This window comes from Haemophilus haemolyticus, assembly GCF_003490595.1.
Lineage (GTDB): Bacteria > Pseudomonadota > Gammaproteobacteria > Enterobacterales > Pasteurellaceae > Haemophilus > Haemophilus haemolyticus_L.
The window spans coordinates 1-15,038 of record NZ_QQGY01000003.1; the positions used below are offsets into that span (position 1 = coordinate 1).

At 39.3% G+C, this 15,038-nt stretch carries 14 protein-coding genes; 9 read left to right on the plus strand and 5 right to left on the minus strand.

Annotated features, from left to right (window positions below):
* The 8 genes from DV415_RS02725 to hflC form a co-directional block, all read left to right on the plus strand.
* Nucleotides 1–3,082: hemagglutinin repeat-containing protein (locus DV415_RS02725; protein ID WP_192879077.1), on the plus strand; the 3,082-nt coding region annotated here is incomplete at its 5' end.
* An 8-nt stretch (nt 3,083–3,090) separates the two neighbouring features.
* Complete coding sequence (locus tag DV415_RS02730) at nt 3,091–3,336, plus strand: hypothetical protein (protein WP_118790173.1); 246 nt, start codon at nt 3,091–3,093, stop codon at nt 3,334–3,336.
* A gap of 301 nt (nt 3,337–3,637) precedes the next feature.
* Entirely contained in the window at nt 3,638–3,868 is a 231-nt protein-coding gene (locus tag DV415_RS02735) for an ErpY protein (protein WP_239990903.1), read from the plus strand.
* A 102-nt stretch (nt 3,869–3,970) separates the two neighbouring features.
* Nucleotides 3,971–4,135 (plus strand): hypothetical protein, encoded by a 165-nt coding sequence (locus DV415_RS10180; protein WP_192879078.1) that lies wholly within the window; start codon nt 3,971–3,973, stop codon nt 4,133–4,135.
* Nucleotides 4,136–4,522: 387 nt separating this feature from the next.
* Complete coding sequence (locus DV415_RS02740; RefSeq protein WP_080351559.1) at nt 4,523–4,750, plus strand: hypothetical protein; 228 nt, start codon at nt 4,523–4,525, stop codon at nt 4,748–4,750.
* 1 nt (nt 4,751) lies between these two features.
* Nucleotides 4,752–5,114: a hypothetical protein gene (locus DV415_RS02745; RefSeq protein WP_118790175.1), complete on the plus strand. Its 363-nt coding sequence runs from the start codon at nt 4,752–4,754 to the stop codon at nt 5,112–5,114.
* Nucleotides 5,115–5,591: 477 nt separating this feature from the next.
* A complete protein-coding gene (gene hflK / locus DV415_RS02750; RefSeq protein WP_192879079.1) occupies nt 5,592–6,827 on the plus strand; it encodes an FtsH protease activity modulator HflK in 1,236 nt (411 codons plus the stop codon).
* Entirely contained in the window at nt 6,827–7,714 is an 888-nt protein-coding gene (gene hflC / locus DV415_RS02755; RefSeq protein WP_118790177.1) for a protease modulator HflC, read from the plus strand. The genes hflK and hflC overlap by 1 nt, the downstream gene beginning before the upstream one ends.
* 41 nt (nt 7,715–7,755) lie before the next feature.
* Here the strand turns inward: hflC and DV415_RS02760 are convergent, their stop codons facing one another.
* The 5 genes from DV415_RS02760 to DV415_RS02780 form a co-directional block, all read right to left on the minus strand.
* Complete coding sequence (locus DV415_RS02760; RefSeq protein ID WP_118790178.1) at nt 7,756–8,190, minus strand: methyltransferase family protein; 435 nt, start codon at nt 8,188–8,190, stop codon at nt 7,756–7,758.
* Nucleotides 8,191–8,253: 63 nt separating this feature from the next.
* On the minus strand, nt 8,254–9,717 hold the full coding sequence (gene nagE / locus DV415_RS02765) for an N-acetylglucosamine-specific PTS transporter subunit IIBC (protein WP_118790179.1): 1,464 nt from the start codon (nt 9,715–9,717) through the stop codon (nt 8,254–8,256).
* Nucleotides 9,718–9,806: 89 nt separating this feature from the next.
* A complete protein-coding gene (locus DV415_RS02770; RefSeq protein ID WP_192879080.1) occupies nt 9,807–10,934 on the minus strand; it encodes an N-acetylneuraminate epimerase in 1,128 nt (375 codons plus the stop codon).
* A 123-nt stretch (nt 10,935–11,057) separates the two neighbouring features.
* Nucleotides 11,058–12,908 carry a TRAP transporter large permease subunit gene (locus DV415_RS02775; RefSeq protein ID WP_118791527.1) on the minus strand — a complete coding sequence of 617 codons (1,851 nt, stop codon included), beginning with the start codon at nt 12,906–12,908 and terminating at the stop codon, nt 11,058–11,060.
* Nucleotides 12,909–12,978: 70 nt separating this feature from the next.
* Nucleotides 12,979–13,965, minus strand: a complete 987-nt coding sequence (locus DV415_RS02780) for a sialic acid TRAP transporter substrate-binding protein SiaP (protein ID WP_118790182.1) — start codon at nt 13,963–13,965, stop codon at nt 12,979–12,981.
* A 358-nt stretch (nt 13,966–14,323) separates the two neighbouring features.
* Between DV415_RS02780 and DV415_RS02785 the strand changes: the two genes are divergently transcribed.
* Nucleotides 14,324–15,010 (plus strand): putative N-acetylmannosamine-6-phosphate 2-epimerase, encoded by a 687-nt coding sequence (locus tag DV415_RS02785; RefSeq protein WP_005646238.1) that lies wholly within the window; start codon nt 14,324–14,326, stop codon nt 15,008–15,010.
* The last annotated feature ends 28 nt before the right edge of the window (nt 15,011–15,038 follow it).

Genomic DNA, 15,038 nt, shown 5'->3' on the forward strand with positions numbered 1-15,038 from the left:
TGGTGTTGTGGGTGATGATAGCTTAACGGTGAAAGGTAAGAACATTAATATTCGCGAAGCTGAGAACCGAGTTTATTCTGATGATTTTTATAGCAAGAAAAAATCAGGCATGTTGGGAGGTGGTATTAGCGTAACCTTTGGTTCTCAAAAACAAACCACGGAAAGTGATCAGACTAAGCTTTATGCACAAGGTAGCCAAGTAGGTAGCTTGAACGGTAATACTACGATGATTGCGGAAAACACTTATACTCAAACCGCTAGTAAGGTGAGTGCAATCAAAGATGGCGATGTGAATATTCTGGCGAAAAAAGTCGATATTAAAGCTGCAGATGACAAATACGAAACCAATACCAAACAAACCTTTGAGCAAAAAGGGGTAACCCTTGCCGTTACTTCTCCGATACTGTCTGCTTTACAATCCGTGCAAGGGACGATGAAATCCGTTGAGCGCGTCGGTCAAAGCAAAAATGACCGAGTCAACGCCATGGCGGCGGCGAACTCGGCGATGGATGCCTATCGAGCCGGACAAGCGGTGGGACAGGCAGGAAAAGCGATGCAAGAGGCGATGGAAAATGGAAATATGGATTCCGTCGTGGGGGTACAAATCACTTACGGCCAACAAAAGAGCGAATCACGTATGCATACTGAAGGAAAAACCGCGGCCAAATCTCAAGTGAATGCCGGAGACAAAGTAAATATTGTTGCTACAGGGGCAGGCAAAGCATCCAACATCACCATTAACGGTTCGGATGTGTCTGGTAAACAAGGAACCTTCTTGGGGGCAGAGAACGACATCAACATCACGGCTGCCGAACAAACGCACAAAGAGCGCAGCACCAATAAATCGAGCGGCTTTAATGCAGGGGTGGCGATAAAAGTGAGTAATGGTGCGGCTGCTGGGGCTACTTTCGGCGGTAATTACGGAAAAGGTTACGGTAATGGTGATGAAACTACTTATGTTGTTAGTCATGTAGGAGATAGCCAAAGTAAAACCGTGATTAATGCAGGTGGTGATGCGAACCTAATCGGTAGCCAAGTGAAAGGCAAACGTGTAGAAATCAATGCCCAAAACCTCAACATCGAAAGCTTGCAAGACACCGCCACATACAAAGGCAACCAAATGAACGTAAGTGGGAGTGTGACTGTGGGTTATGGCGCCTCAGCAGGGGGAAGCTACAACAAGTCCAAAGTCAACGCCGACCATGCCAGCGTCAATGAGCAAGCCGGCATCTATGCAGGGGATGAAGGGTATGACATTGATGTCAACCATACGGATTTAAAAGGCGGTCTTATCACCTCGACACAAAAGGCGGAGGATGAGGGTAAAAATCGGTTTAGCACCGGCAGCCTGACTCATTCAGATATAGAAAACCATTCAAACTATAGCGGAAGTAGTTTTGGTGTGAGCGGCAGTGTGGCAGCGAATTTTGACACACCATTTGGTGAAAATGGTCAAGCACAAAGTGGCGTTCAGGCTAAAAATGCGGAAGGCCAGCCTTTGTATAGAGATGCGAACGGTAAAGAAACTACAGTAAAAACGGATAATCCAATTTTAGCAGCTGGATGGGATTCTGTAGAAACAACACATAGCGTTGGATTTGGTTATGACAAGGATAGCCAATCAAGCACAACAAAAAGTGGTATTAATACTAAGAATATTGAAATTCGTGATACAAGTACACAAGAGTCTCTCACCGGGAAAACGGTTAATGAAACTATTTCTGCTATAAAAACAGATATCACTCTCGATAGTGCTCAAAGTCAAAGTGGCAAATTAGAGAACCGTTTTAATAAAGATGAGGTTCAAAGAGAAATTGATTTACAAAGAAATGTGACTCAAGAATTTGACCGAACCCGCCAAGATATTAAGAAAGAACTGTATAATATCGCAGATAAGAAACGAGCTGAAGCCGTTGAAATCCGTAGAAATACTCGCGGAGAAGACGGTAAAACAGGCTATAACACAGATGAATCTCTGGCATTAGATAATAGTGCAAATAAACTTGAGAAAGTTGCTTTTTATGTAGATTTGGCACTTGGAGGTTTACAAGGTTGGGGCAATGCTGATGCAACAAAATACGTCGGAACAGCCGTTGCGACCGACCCGGTTGTTAGAGCGGCTACCGCGCCTGAACAAATTTGGTTAACAACTTGTAAGCGAGACTCGTTATATTGTTCGAATGTAAATCGAGATGGTTCAAAACGCCCGACAGAAAATGGTAGAGCAGAAATAGGAGATAAACGTCAAATTTTTGATATTTCCGAATTAAAGCCGAGTGATTTGAATAATGTTATTACCATTTCTAATAACGGTATTATGAATCCGTTAGATGACGCATTAAAAAATGCGATAAAACAGAACAAATGGGCAACCAATAAAGAGGGTGTTGCAGTGGTTTATAACCGACCTACAAGTAACCCGCTTTCGGAATTGCTTTATGCTGCTTACGATAAAACTAATGATTTATTGGGAGGCAGATTACCGTTAACGACAGCAGAAAAAGCGAATGTGAAACTTTACCAATATGCTAAAGACAACAAGTATCAAATTGATTTGAGTAATCACAGCCGAGGCGGTCTAACAGCAAGTGTGGCGTTACAATATGCCAATAGAAACGGTTTAACCAATATTACGATTCGGGAATCCCGTTTTTACGGCACGGCGACGAATGTGCAGGATTACGCCAATCAACTTGCACATGTTAACGGAAGCTATCGCTATTTAGATAAAAATAACCAAGAGAAAACAAGTAACGGCACAGTAAAATCTGCAGTGCATTACACCGACTTTGTGGGAAGAACACCATTAATTGGTTTGCGTAGTAAATATATTGTAGGCGGTAATGAACCGACAGGCGGAGTGGAAAATACTTGGTTTACTTATTCGCATAGTAGTTATTTTGCGGAAGTTCCTAATCCACACTTAATAAATGAACAAGGTCAGTATATCAATGATAAGGGAATAGTCGTTTCTGAAGATAATAAAGCTACCAATAAATATAGTGCAGAATTTAATAAGAAATGGGTTCCTATAAACGAAAATGATAATCCATCACTACCCCAAATAGTTAAGCCTAAATAGGAGGATAAATGCATAAAATATTTTATGTTATTTTTATTTTACCTTTAATATTTTATTTATCTGGCTGTGGAGTGTTATTTGATGACCCCATTGAAAGATTTTGGAATAACGGAGTAATGCCATCTCAAAATGAAATGGAGGCATATAGTCTATGTATACGTAAATCTGAAGAAATGTATCCTCAATCAATAGATCCTGATGGCTCGAAAAGAGTTCCATATACAAGAGCCTGCATGGAACAAGAAGGATACTAGTAGTATAGATGATGTTTCAAGAAATATGCTAAAAAATTAAATTCCCCAATGATAGCGCCAGCGTCCACGCTGGTGCTGTTTAATAAAAACATTGCGAATTTTACCCATAAATGTTGGGAGAACCAATGTTCAAAATCCTTTGGATTTTGTGACCGCACTTTTAGTTGATAGGCACAAGCGAGGACGCTTGCGCCATCGTGGGGGAAGAGTTTAAGGAAAAGTGGCAACCAACAAAAAATAATCCAAATCCGTCTTTACCAATTGAAGTTAAGCCTCAAGCAATAAAATAATGAGTAAGAAAATGAAAAAAATATTAATACCTTTATTTATATTACTGACTTCTTGTATTTCAGATGTCAATGATCCCATGGTTAGGTTTTGGAATGATGGTATTCGTCCTTCCGAATCTAAGATGAGTGCAATTAAAAAATGTCTTGATAAGGCTTATGAAATATATCCTAACGAAAAAGAAGAAGGATACTATGATCGTATGGAATATGTAGATAGCTGTATGAAAGAAAAAAGGTATTAATAATGATTTCTTTTATGAAAAAACTTACACTCTCTATTATATATATTCTTACTTTATCCGGTTGCGGCTTAGAGCAAGATTCTTATCTTGTCAGATGGTGGAATGGCAACATTCCAACTAAATTATCTGATGAAGAAAAAAATACGGGATATTTGTTATGAAGAAACAAAATATTTACCGGAAAATACTGAAGAGGAAAGAGAAAAATCGAACCTGGAATTAATCAAATGCTTAAGAAAAAAGGAAAAGGAATTTGGGGTTAGATAGTAAAGTCGAGTGGGAGGAAAAAAACACTTATGTTTTTGTTTGCGAATAGCGTGCAAAACATAAACATTAAGCGTCGTCAAAGTGCGGTAAGATTTTGCAGTGTTTTATCAAATGCGTAAAAATTGAACCGCACTTTTTATTATCCCCTATGATGACGCTCGCCAGCGCGGTGCTTGCCTTACAGGGTTATCAGGCAATTAATGACCTTAGCACCGGCACGATAGCTCGAGTTGAGGTCGGCGGTATTAAACATGCTCACGCAGACTATCCACGGCAGATGTAACAAGAGCGGATGGCTATTTAAGTCAATTGCAAACGGGTAAAGAAAGAACCACTTCAGATGGTTCAATTCGGATTGAGAATCATGCTAGTGACCCAGTAGGTAGTATGCCGATTTTATTGGGAGGAAACCCTGCAACAACATCTGAAAATAATCTGAATAAAAGCTGGTTACAGCGAACAGCAGATATGTTTAGTGATGAACGTTTATCCGTACATAATTGCCATGGCTTAGGGCAACGACAATGTATTACTGACGGATATAGAACTGGAGGAGATCTTAAAATGGGTAATGAAAGAACTATTTTTGAATTAAATAAAGCGAAGGAGAAATAAAATGAAAATAAGATTTTTATTCTTAATACCCTCAATCTTATTGCTTACAAGCTGTAGTGGATGGTTTCAACCACTTCCACCACATGATCATTGGCAGCTACATAATGAGACAGCATTATTTCCGAACTCAGATCCTGATGTTTTAACTAAATATCTTGCTAGAAGAAAAAAAGATATGAAGGATTGCGGTATGGATTTTGTTACCGGTGAAAGTGATGATCCGGAGGTGAATCTTTGTTTAGAGAAAAAAGGCTGGTATTTAAAAGGCGGACCAATCTGTGAAGAAAGAACAATGTGGAATAGGCCAATATGTATCCAATGGCGAAAAAAACATAGCAAACCTGATGCTAAGCCTTGGCAGTAATTAACAAAGGTGCTTAAAAGTGCGGTCAATATTCAGTGAATTTTAAAATCTCTTGAATATTGACCGCACTTTGATCTGCACCCAAAAAATTGACCGCACTTTTTGTATTTTCAATTATGCTTGTGTTAAGTAAACCTTATAACTTTACATCCAATCTAGCGTAAGCACACCCAATTTTCTACGGAAATATCACGAGAGAGCAAGACCTCTAAGCTGCGATGAGAATTAACATTGCTTTTTCTGAAAATATGCGTATTGCTATTAAAGGTAATCTTAATTTAAAAATCTGTTAAGGCTGTAACTGCTACGATAGCAAACAGTAAAAGCTATCTAACGCTAACGGAAAAAATCTCCGCTCCTAAGGGGGATAACTTGAAAGTGCGGCGAAATTAATGGTTATCCTCTCTTGCATTTTCATAGACGCGCCCCATTTATTTAGCTAAACTCTTAACAATTTTTTGACAAATGGAGAATGAAATGTCACAGAACGGTTCAGATCGCGATCCTTGGAGTAAACCAGGGCAAAGCAACGACCAACAGCCGGGAAATTCATCCAATAATAATGGATGGAATAACAATCAAAATCGTGAGAATCAAGAACAATCTCCGCCAGATATTGAGGAGATTTTTAATAACCTTCTCAGAAAATTAGGTGGTGGAAATAAAAAGAGCGGTCAAAATAATGGTAGTACTCAAAATAGTACGCCATTTAATTTTGGAAAAGTGGTGCCGCTTGCTGTTGCCATTGGTGCGATTATTTGGGGGGTAAGTGGTTTCTACACCATTAAAGAGGCTGAGCGTGGTGTGGTGCTTCGTTTTGGTGAGTTGCATTCTATTGTTCAACCAGGTTTGAACTGGAAACCAACATTTGTAGATAAAGTATTGCCGGTGAATGTTGAGCAGGTTAAAGAACTTCGCACGCAAGGTTCAATGCTGACTAAAGATGAAAATATGGTTCGTGTAGAAATGACCGTGCAATATCGCGTACAAGATCCTGCTAAATATCGTTTTAGCGTGACGAATGCTGATGACAGTTTAGGTCAAGCGACTGACAGTGCATTGCGTTATGTGATCGGCCATATGTCAATGAATGATATTTTAACAACAGGCCGTGCGGTTGTTCGTGAAGATACGTGGAAAGCGTTAAATGACATTATTAAATCCTATGATATGGGACTTGAGGTTATTGATGTGAACTTCCAATCTGCGCGCCCACCTGAAGAAGTAAAAGATGCTTTTGATGATGCGATTAAAGCGCAGGAAGATGAACAACGTTTCATTCGTGAAGCGGAGGCCTATGCCCGTGAGAAAGAGCCGATTGCACGTGGTGATGCACAACGTATTATTGAAGAAGCGACAGCTTATAAAGATCGTATTGTGTTAGATGCACGAGGCGAAGTGGAACGTTTGCAGCGTTTGTTGCCTGAATTTAAAGCTGCGCCAGATTTACTGCGTGAGCGTTTATATATTCAAACCATGGAAAAAGTCATGGCAAATACCCCAAAAGTGATACTTGATGGCAATAATGGTAACAATTTAACTGTATTACCGTTAGAACAAATCATGGGTAAAAAAGTATCAGCTAAAGCGCCAGCCGTAACAGAAAGAGCGGTAGAATCTGCGCCTGTTTTATCACAGCCAGAGCGTATTAATCATTCTTCAAGCCAACTACCAAGCACTGTTGAGCCGATTCGCCAAGGGAGATTTAACTAATGCGTAAATTTTTATTACCAGCCATTTTTGTCATTGTGGCAGTGGTGTATTCCAGTGTCGTAGTCGTGACGGAAGGTACTCGCGGTATTATGTTGCGATTCAACAAAGTACAACGTGATGCAGATAACAAAGTGGTTGTCTATGAACCAGGCTTGCATTTTAAAGTGCCTTTGATTGATAGCATTAAAGTTTTAGATGCGCGTATTCGTACTTTAGATGGTTCGGCAACACGTTTTGTTACTGTTGAGAAAAAAGACTTGCTAGTAGATTCTTATGTGAAATGGAAAATCAGTGATTTCGGTCGATTCTATACATCTACTGGTGGTGGCGATTATACCCAAGCTTCAAGCTTGTTAAGTCGTAAAGTAAACGACCGTTTGCGTTCTGAAATTGGTACAAGAACCATTAAAGATATCGTTTCTGGTACACGCGGTGAATTAATGGAAGGGGCAAAAAAAGCTTTAAATTCAGGGCAAGATAGTACGGCAGAATTGGGTATTGAAGTGATTGATGTGCGTGTAAAACAAATTAATTTACCGGACGAAGTATCTTCTTCAATTTACCAACGTATGCGTGCAGAACGTGATGCAGTTGCGCGTGAACACCGTTCTCAAGGTAAAGAAAAAGCTGCATTTATCCAAGCAGATGTAGATCGTAAAGTGACGTTAATTCTTGCTAATGCAAATAAAACTGCACAAGAATTACGAGGTTCAGGCGATGCTGCGGCTGCAAAATTATATTCAGATGCTTTTGCTCAAGAACCACAATTCTTTACTTTTGTGCGTAGCTTAAAAGCCTATGAAGCGAGTTTTGCAAATTCTGATAATATGATGATTTTAAAACCAGATAGTGATTTCTTCCGCTTTATGCAGGCACCGAAGAAATAGATTTTAAGTTGATAAAAACACCTTCCTTGTGAAGGTGTTTTTTATAGCCAGCGTCTTACTTTTTGTTTGTAACGACGATATTCATCGCCAAATTTACTTTCCAAATAGGCTTCTTCTCGGGCTATTTGAAAGCGATTCATCACTAGTATAAAGACAATCACGCCTAACCAAGCCAAACTATTACCTAACCAAAGAGCCCACGCAATTAACATTAACAGCAAACTTAAATACATTGGATTACGGCTAAATCGAAATATGCCTGTAGAAACTAATTGTGTTGTATGTTTAAAGTCATGAGGATTGATGGTCGTTTTGCGGATAAAAAATTGAACCACACTGCCTCCAGCAATCAAAAATGAAAAAGTAATGACAAAGGCAATAACTGCAAAATGGACAGAATAACTCGCTACTTTTGGCAAAAAATACATTGCTGTGCCAATTAATAAACAGAGTAGTGGTGGTGGAATAAATAACATCGCTAAATCTCATTAATAAAAATGCCGCCTAGTGATAGACGGCATGTAAAGCGCGGTCAAAATTTATTTTAATTTTGCTTTAATCGCTTCTGCTACAAGTTCAGCTTCAGGCCCTAAAATGACTTGTAATCCATCATTACCTAATTTTACATTACCTTTTGAACCAAGCGCTTTAAGTTGATCTTCATTAATATTGTGATGGTCAACTAAAGTTAAGCGTAAACGAGTGATACAAGCATCCACAGTTTTGAAGTTTTCTGAACCACCTAAAGCAGCGATAAATTTCACCGCTTTTTCTTCTCGAGATTGGTTGTTTTGTGTTGGGGCTGCAGCTGTTTCTGCTTTATCTTCACGTCCTAGCGTTTTGAGATTAAAGGCATTAATTGCAAAACGGAACACAAAATAATAGATAGCAAAGAATACAATACCTTGTATAAGTAACATATACCAGCTAACGGCAAGTGGGTTGCGGCTAGAAAGTACCATATCCACTAAACCAGCACTAAAGCCGAATCCTGCGATCCAGTGCATTGTGGCTGCAATGAATACAGAAATACCCGTTAATAATGCATGCAATACATAAAGTACAGGCGCAACGAACATAAATGAGAATTCAAGCGGTTCAGTGATCCCTGTAAAGAAAGAGGCTAATGCACCCGCAAGCATAATTGAGGCCACTTGTACTTTTTGATTTGGTTTTGCGCAGTGATAAATTGCAAGAGCCGCACCTGGTAAACCAAACATCATCACTGGGAAGAAACCAGCTTGATACATACCCGTTACACCCACAGTTGCAGTACCTTCGGCAATGGATTTAGCACCGCCCAAGAAGTTTGGAATATCGTTGATACCTGCTACGTCAAACCAGAATACAGAGTTTAAGGCATGGTGTAAGCCAACAGGAATTAATAAACGGTTGAAGAAACCGTAGATCCCCGCACCGACTGCACCTAAATCTTTGATGGATTCACCAAATGAAACGAGCGCATTAAAAATATGAGGCCAAATATAGAGTAAGGCAAATGATACGGCGATCATGACGAAAGAAACCAAAATTGGGACGAGGCGTTTTCCGCTAAAGAACGAAAGTGCCTTTGGTAATTCAACTTGATAGAACCGGTTGTAAAGTTCAGCTGAAATTACACCAATTAAAATCCCGATAAATTGGTTATTGATTTTTTTGAATGCTGCAGGCACTTCACTAATATCAATGTGTTGTAATTGTGCTACACCAGCAGGGGAAAGTAGAGTGGTTACTACATAGAAACCCACAAGACCTGAAAGTGCGGCGGAACCGTGTTTGTCTTTTGCAAGCCCAAAAGCGACACCCACAGCGAAGAGTAAGCCCATGTTGTCAATAATTGCTGCACCAGATTTAATTAATAATGCCGCTAATTGACTGTTTGCCCCCCAACCATCTGGGTCGATCCAATAGCCAATCCCCATTAATAATGCCGCAGCAGGTAAGGCTGCCACAGGCACCATTAAGGCTTGACCGATTTTTTGTGCGTAACTAAGTACACTCATATAATCTCCTTAATTTTTTATATTTTGATGAAATCAAAAGGCTTGAGCCCATTCTTTGCCTCAAGCCTTATACATTATTCTATGCCAAATTATTCAACGGTCAATTTTTTACCATCGTAGCTAATGGCTTTAACGCTGGTTAACGCTTTACCACCGTCAGTTTCACCACCGATGAGCAATACTTTATTGTTGTAAGACACAGAGAAACCATAGCCAATATTCATTGGTAATTCACCAACGATACTCCATTTACCATTATTTAAAGTATAAACTTCGTTATGCCATGTTTTGGTTAAACCTTTATGTGCATGAAGTTTGCCTTCTTTGAATTGTTTAATTGAACCAGGGAAGTTGGCTCCACCCGTGACTAAATAATGGCCATGGCTATAGCCTGCGAGAGCACCGGCTAAACCATCTTGTGATTTACCTTTTGGTGCAGGTAAGTCAGGTAAGTTTTTCCATTGCACACCTTTATCAGTGAATTTACCTTGATGCGTTTCTGCGGTACGAAGGCCTGGTTTCACTTCACCATTGACCACCACTAAGTCATTACCTTGGATGGTGAATGCCGCACCCGCACGACCAGAGAATGGAATACGACCTTCATTGCGCCATTTATTGGTTGATGGTTCATAGCTCAATAATTCTGTTGTGAAGAAATAATCTTCTGGACGTTGATCGAAATAAGCGGCTGCGATTTCATCTTTTTTCGCTTTATCTTCACCTGCTGCCACGGTGTCTTGGAAGAAACCATTAAATATAGAGAGGTTAGAACCACCTAAAATATAAACTTTATCGCCGTGAGATGCGCTACTTGAGCCCACTAAACCACGCGGAGAGCGAGTAGGAAGTTTCACCCAAGTATTATCAGCTGGATTGTAGCTGTAAGCATCATTAACAAGTTGGAGTTCGCCCTTTTCATTTTTTTGCAACCCACCGAATACATAAAGTTTTCCATCTACGGCTGCTGCAACAGGTTGATTACGTTCACCACCAGGGAATGCGGCAATTTCTTTCCATTGTGCAGCAGGATCTTTTAAGTCTAAAGAATAGAATTTATTGCCACCTGAGCCTAAGCCTACATATACGGTATCGCCGATGAGTGCGCCCGTTCCGCTTTTAATTCCTACTGGTAAATCTGGATAGGCTTGTGCGCTAGCTGAAAATGCAACAGTTGCAAAAAGTGCGGCGCATAATGCTGTTTTTGTCAATTTCATAATAAACCTCATTTATTAAGTTATGTTTATGGGTTGCTATTCATAAAACCGCATTGAATAGGATTTATTTCATAAAAAAAGTGCGGTTATAAAAGCCTTGCTTTTTTTAACCGCACTTTAGTGTTAAGACATCAATAGATTTGGTACAAAAGTAATGATTTGTGGGAAAATCGTAATTAATACTAATGTTAAGAATATCGGTATTAAGAACGGCAATACACCTTTAGTCACAGTGGATACTGACATATTACCCACACGCGCCACCACAAAGAGAGCCATACCCATTGGCGGTGTTAAGATACCGATCATCATATTCAAAGTAGTCATTACACCAAAGAATACTAAGTCGATATTAAATTGCATTGCGATTGGAATTAACATTGGTAACACTAAGAATTGCAATGCTAATGCATCAATGAACATACCCAAGAAGAGCAAGAGCGCATTGATCATCACCAATACCATCAATGGAGAATCAGCTACGGTAACGAATACATCTGCAATACGCATTGCAACTTGTTCACGCGCGATCATATCTCCGAAGAAGGTCACAGTCATAATCATTAATGCAACCACACCAGTAATTGCCATTGCTTCAACACAGCTATTAAAGAGCATTTTCATGGTTAATTCTTTATAAACGAATTTACCAATGATGACGGAATAAGTCGCAGCAACAACGGCAGATTCTGTTGGGCTAAATAAGCCAGAGAAGATACCACCGATGATGAGTAATGGGGTTAAAATTGCCCAAAACGCTTTTTTGAATGATGTGCAAAGTTCTTCACGAGTTGCTTTTGGTGTTCTTGGATAACCACGTTTTTTAGAGATATAGTAGTTCATGAACATCAAGGCAATCGTAACGAGTACGCCTGGTACAAAACCTGCAACGAAGAGTTTCGCAATGGATTCGTTGGCGATTACACCGTAAATAATCATGGCGATACTTGGTGGAACTAATGGACCGATGATACAAGATGCTGCAGTGATCCCGCCACAAATATCATCATCATAGCCTGCATCACGCATAGCCTTGATTTCTAATTGACCTAGGCCACCCGCATCAGCAAGTGCAGAACCAGACATACCTGAGAACAATAAACTTGCACCAATATTTACATGACCCATACCACCAGTATAGTGGCCGAGTAAGGCTTTCGCAAAATTAAAGATACGTTCTGTGATACCGCCAGTATTCATTAAAATACCCGTTAGGATATAAAACGGCACAGCAAGTAATGAGAAACTATCTAAACTCATGGTTAGTTTTTCGGCTGCTGCGTTTACCACGTTCCATCTGGTCATTGAGAAATAAAGTAATGTGGTGATAAATAATGACCAACCTACCGGCACACCAAGGAACATAATAACTAGCCAGAATATTAGGGCAACGTATACAGAGTTAGAACCAAATTTCACATATTCTGTAATGCGTAATACTTTGTACCACTCTGGGAAAGTAAACAAAATGCCTAGTAAAATGACCGCACTTACAATAAAGAAGGTTGCAGGTAAATAGCTTTTATCTTCTTTAAAATTGTCCGCTTGTGCTTGGAAGAAGCGCACTAACATTAGGATAGAAATGATCGGTAAAGAAGCGTAAATCCATTTTTCTGAAATTCCACCTAATGCATCAATCGGGAAACTAGAGCCAAGGAAAGTTTTGATACCAAAATGAATAAAGAAAATAATACCAAGGAAAATCACTAACTGTACAAAAGAGTTTGCGACTTTTTTAACTGAAGGTGGCATTAAATTGGTTAAGAAATCAATGTAAACGTGTTCTTGTTTGCGAATTGCCACGCTAATACCGAGCATTCCTACATAAACAAACAATAGTTTAGCGAGTTCTTCACTCCAAATTAACGGCGAGTGGAAAGCTTGACGGAATAGAATTTGGGCTACAAGAATACCGAAGATGACAAGGAACAGTACGCCACCAATCCATTCTTCAAGTTTGTTAAAAAATTTCATACTTCACTCCGAGAGATTGTGGAGAACGAAAATGAGTGCGCCAACCAAATTGCTGGCGCACGTGTAGAGATTATTTAAGAGCTTGGATTTCTTTTAATGCTTTTTCACCTTTCTCACCAGTTTGTTTTACAAACTCAGCATAGAATGGTTTCATCGCATCTTTGAATGGCGTTAAATCTGGGTGAGTCACTTTAACACCTTGTTTTTCAAAGAATGTCACTAAATCTTTTTCGCCATCTACGAATAATTTAGTATGGTATTTTGCTGCATTTTCAGCGGCGTCTTTGACTACTTTTTGAAGATCTTCTGGTAATTCTTTATAAGTTTCGTTACTCACTAAATAAAGTTGGTCATTCAAAATGTGATTAGTCATCGCCAAGAATTTTTGCACTTCATAGAATTTTTGCGCTTGTACTGTTGCTAATGGGTTTTCTTGACCATCTACAGAGTTAGTTTGAAGTGCAAGATATACTTCAGAGAATGCCATAGGTGTTGGAGATGCGCCTACATATTTTGCGTACGCTAAGTTAGTTGCAGCATTTGGTACACGAAGTTTTAAACCTTTCATATCTGCAATGCTGTTGATTGCTCTATTTGAAGTTGTTTGACGTGTACCATTATAAGCTTGAGAAAGTAGAGTAACACCAAGATCTTTATCCATTTTCTTAATTAAATCTTTACCAAATGCGGTGTCAAATAAGGCTTTTTGTGCAACGTTGTAATCGGTGATTACATAGGGTAACGCGAACACTGCGGCTTCAGGATAGAATAATTGGAAACGAGCTGATTCAGCAAAAGTGAAGTCAAGAGAACCGTCTTTTAATTGTTTTAACATGGCTCGGTCATCACCAAGTTGTGAACTTGGATAAAGTGAAACTTCAATTTTACCATGTGATTTTTCTTTTACTTCTTTTGCAAACATTTCTGCTGCTTTGTACTCATTAGATGAAGTACCCGCATTCATACCAAATTTTAAGTCATAATCTGCGGCAAAAACGGCTGAAGAAACGCCTAATGTGATAGCAGTTGCAAGGAAAAGTTTAGTAAATTTCATAATGTTCGCTCCTGTGTGAACCTATGTTGATATAAGCCATTATTGGCTCAGCTTAAAAGTGAATACTTGATGTTTATGACATCAAAAAACGACTCGGACGTTATTCTAAAGTAAAAAAATACTTTTTGAACTAATCTTTGAAGTTTTATTTCAAAATTGAGAGGTTGATCACATTTGCAAAAAAATACTTCAAAAAAACTTTTAAAATGGAGTTATGTTTTTATATAATGCCAAGCACTGACGAAAATGGGGGCTCAGTTATATTTTTGAGGATGATTGAGCCTAAATAATGCTAACGCCTAGATGGCTTGTAATAAAGCATTTGAGCATTATCGGCCTCAATATATTTAGGAGTGATATTATGTCGAAATTATCTCATCAAGATGTGCTTTCTCAAATTCAATATGGTCTCATTGCTTCTTGCCAACCAGTTGATGATGGTCCAATGGATAAACCAGAAATTGTTTCTGCTATGGCACAAGCTTCTGTGGCTGGTGGCGCATCAGGTTTACGTATTGAAGGTGTAGATAACCTTAAAGCGACACGTCCTTTTGTAAACATTCCAATTATCGGTATTGTAAAACGCGACTTACCTGATAGTCCGATTCGTATTACGCCATTTCTGCAAGATATTGAAGATCTTGCCAATGCTGGGGCAGATATCATTGCGGTAGATGGCACTAGCCGTCCTCGCCCAGTTGATATTGAAAGTGCGGTGAAAAAAATCCATGAAATGGGCTGTTTGGCTATGGCAGATTGCTCTAATTTAGAAGAAGGCTTGTATTGTCAAAAACTCGGTTTTGATATTGTGGGGAGCACAATGTCTGGTTATACAGGTGGTCCAGTTCCCGAAGAACCTGATTATCAATTAGTGAAAGATTTAAAAGCAGCGGGTTGTTTTGTGATGGCAGAAGGTCGCTATAACACCCCTGAATTGGCAAAAGTGGCCATTGAAATTGGCGCAGATTGCGTAACCGTTGGTTCAGCTTTAACTCGCCTTGAGCATATCGTGAGTTGGTTCGCTAATTCTGTGAAATCTGCAAGATAGTCGTAAGACGTGTGAGAAAATACTTCAT

Excerpts from the sequence above, each read along its gene's own strand:
- DV415_RS02730 (WP_118790173.1), top strand. The coding sequence starts at position 3,091 with ATGCATAAAATATTTTATGTTATTTTTATTTTACCTTTAATATTTTAT.
- DV415_RS02735 (WP_239990903.1), top strand. The coding sequence starts at position 3,638 with ATGAAAAAAATATTAATACCTTTATTTATATTACTGACTTCTTGTATT.
- DV415_RS10180 (WP_192879078.1), top strand. The coding sequence starts at position 3,971 with ATGGCAACATTCCAACTAAATTATCTGATGAAGAAAAAAATACGGGAT.
- DV415_RS02740 (WP_080351559.1), top strand. The coding sequence starts at position 4,523 with ATGCCGATTTTATTGGGAGGAAACCCTGCAACAACATCTGAAAATAAT.
- DV415_RS02745 (WP_118790175.1), top strand. The coding sequence starts at position 4,752 with ATGAAAATAAGATTTTTATTCTTAATACCCTCAATCTTATTGCTTACA.
- hflK (WP_192879079.1), top strand. The coding sequence starts at position 5,592 with ATGTCACAGAACGGTTCAGATCGCGATCCTTGGAGTAAACCAGGGCAA.
- hflC (WP_118790177.1), top strand. The coding sequence starts at position 6,827 with ATGCGTAAATTTTTATTACCAGCCATTTTTGTCATTGTGGCAGTGGTG.
- DV415_RS02760 (WP_118790178.1), bottom strand. The coding sequence starts at position 8,190 with ATGTTATTTATTCCACCACCACTACTCTGTTTATTAATTGGCACAGCA.
- nagE (WP_118790179.1), bottom strand. The coding sequence starts at position 9,717 with ATGAGTGTACTTAGTTACGCACAAAAAATCGGTCAAGCCTTAATGGTG.
- DV415_RS02770 (WP_192879080.1), bottom strand. The coding sequence starts at position 10,934 with ATGAAATTGACAAAAACAGCATTATGCGCCGCACTTTTTGCAACTGTT.
- DV415_RS02775 (WP_118791527.1), bottom strand. The coding sequence starts at position 12,908 with ATGAAATTTTTTAACAAACTTGAAGAATGGATTGGTGGCGTACTGTTC.
- DV415_RS02785 (WP_005646238.1), top strand. The coding sequence starts at position 14,324 with ATGTCGAAATTATCTCATCAAGATGTGCTTTCTCAAATTCAATATGGT.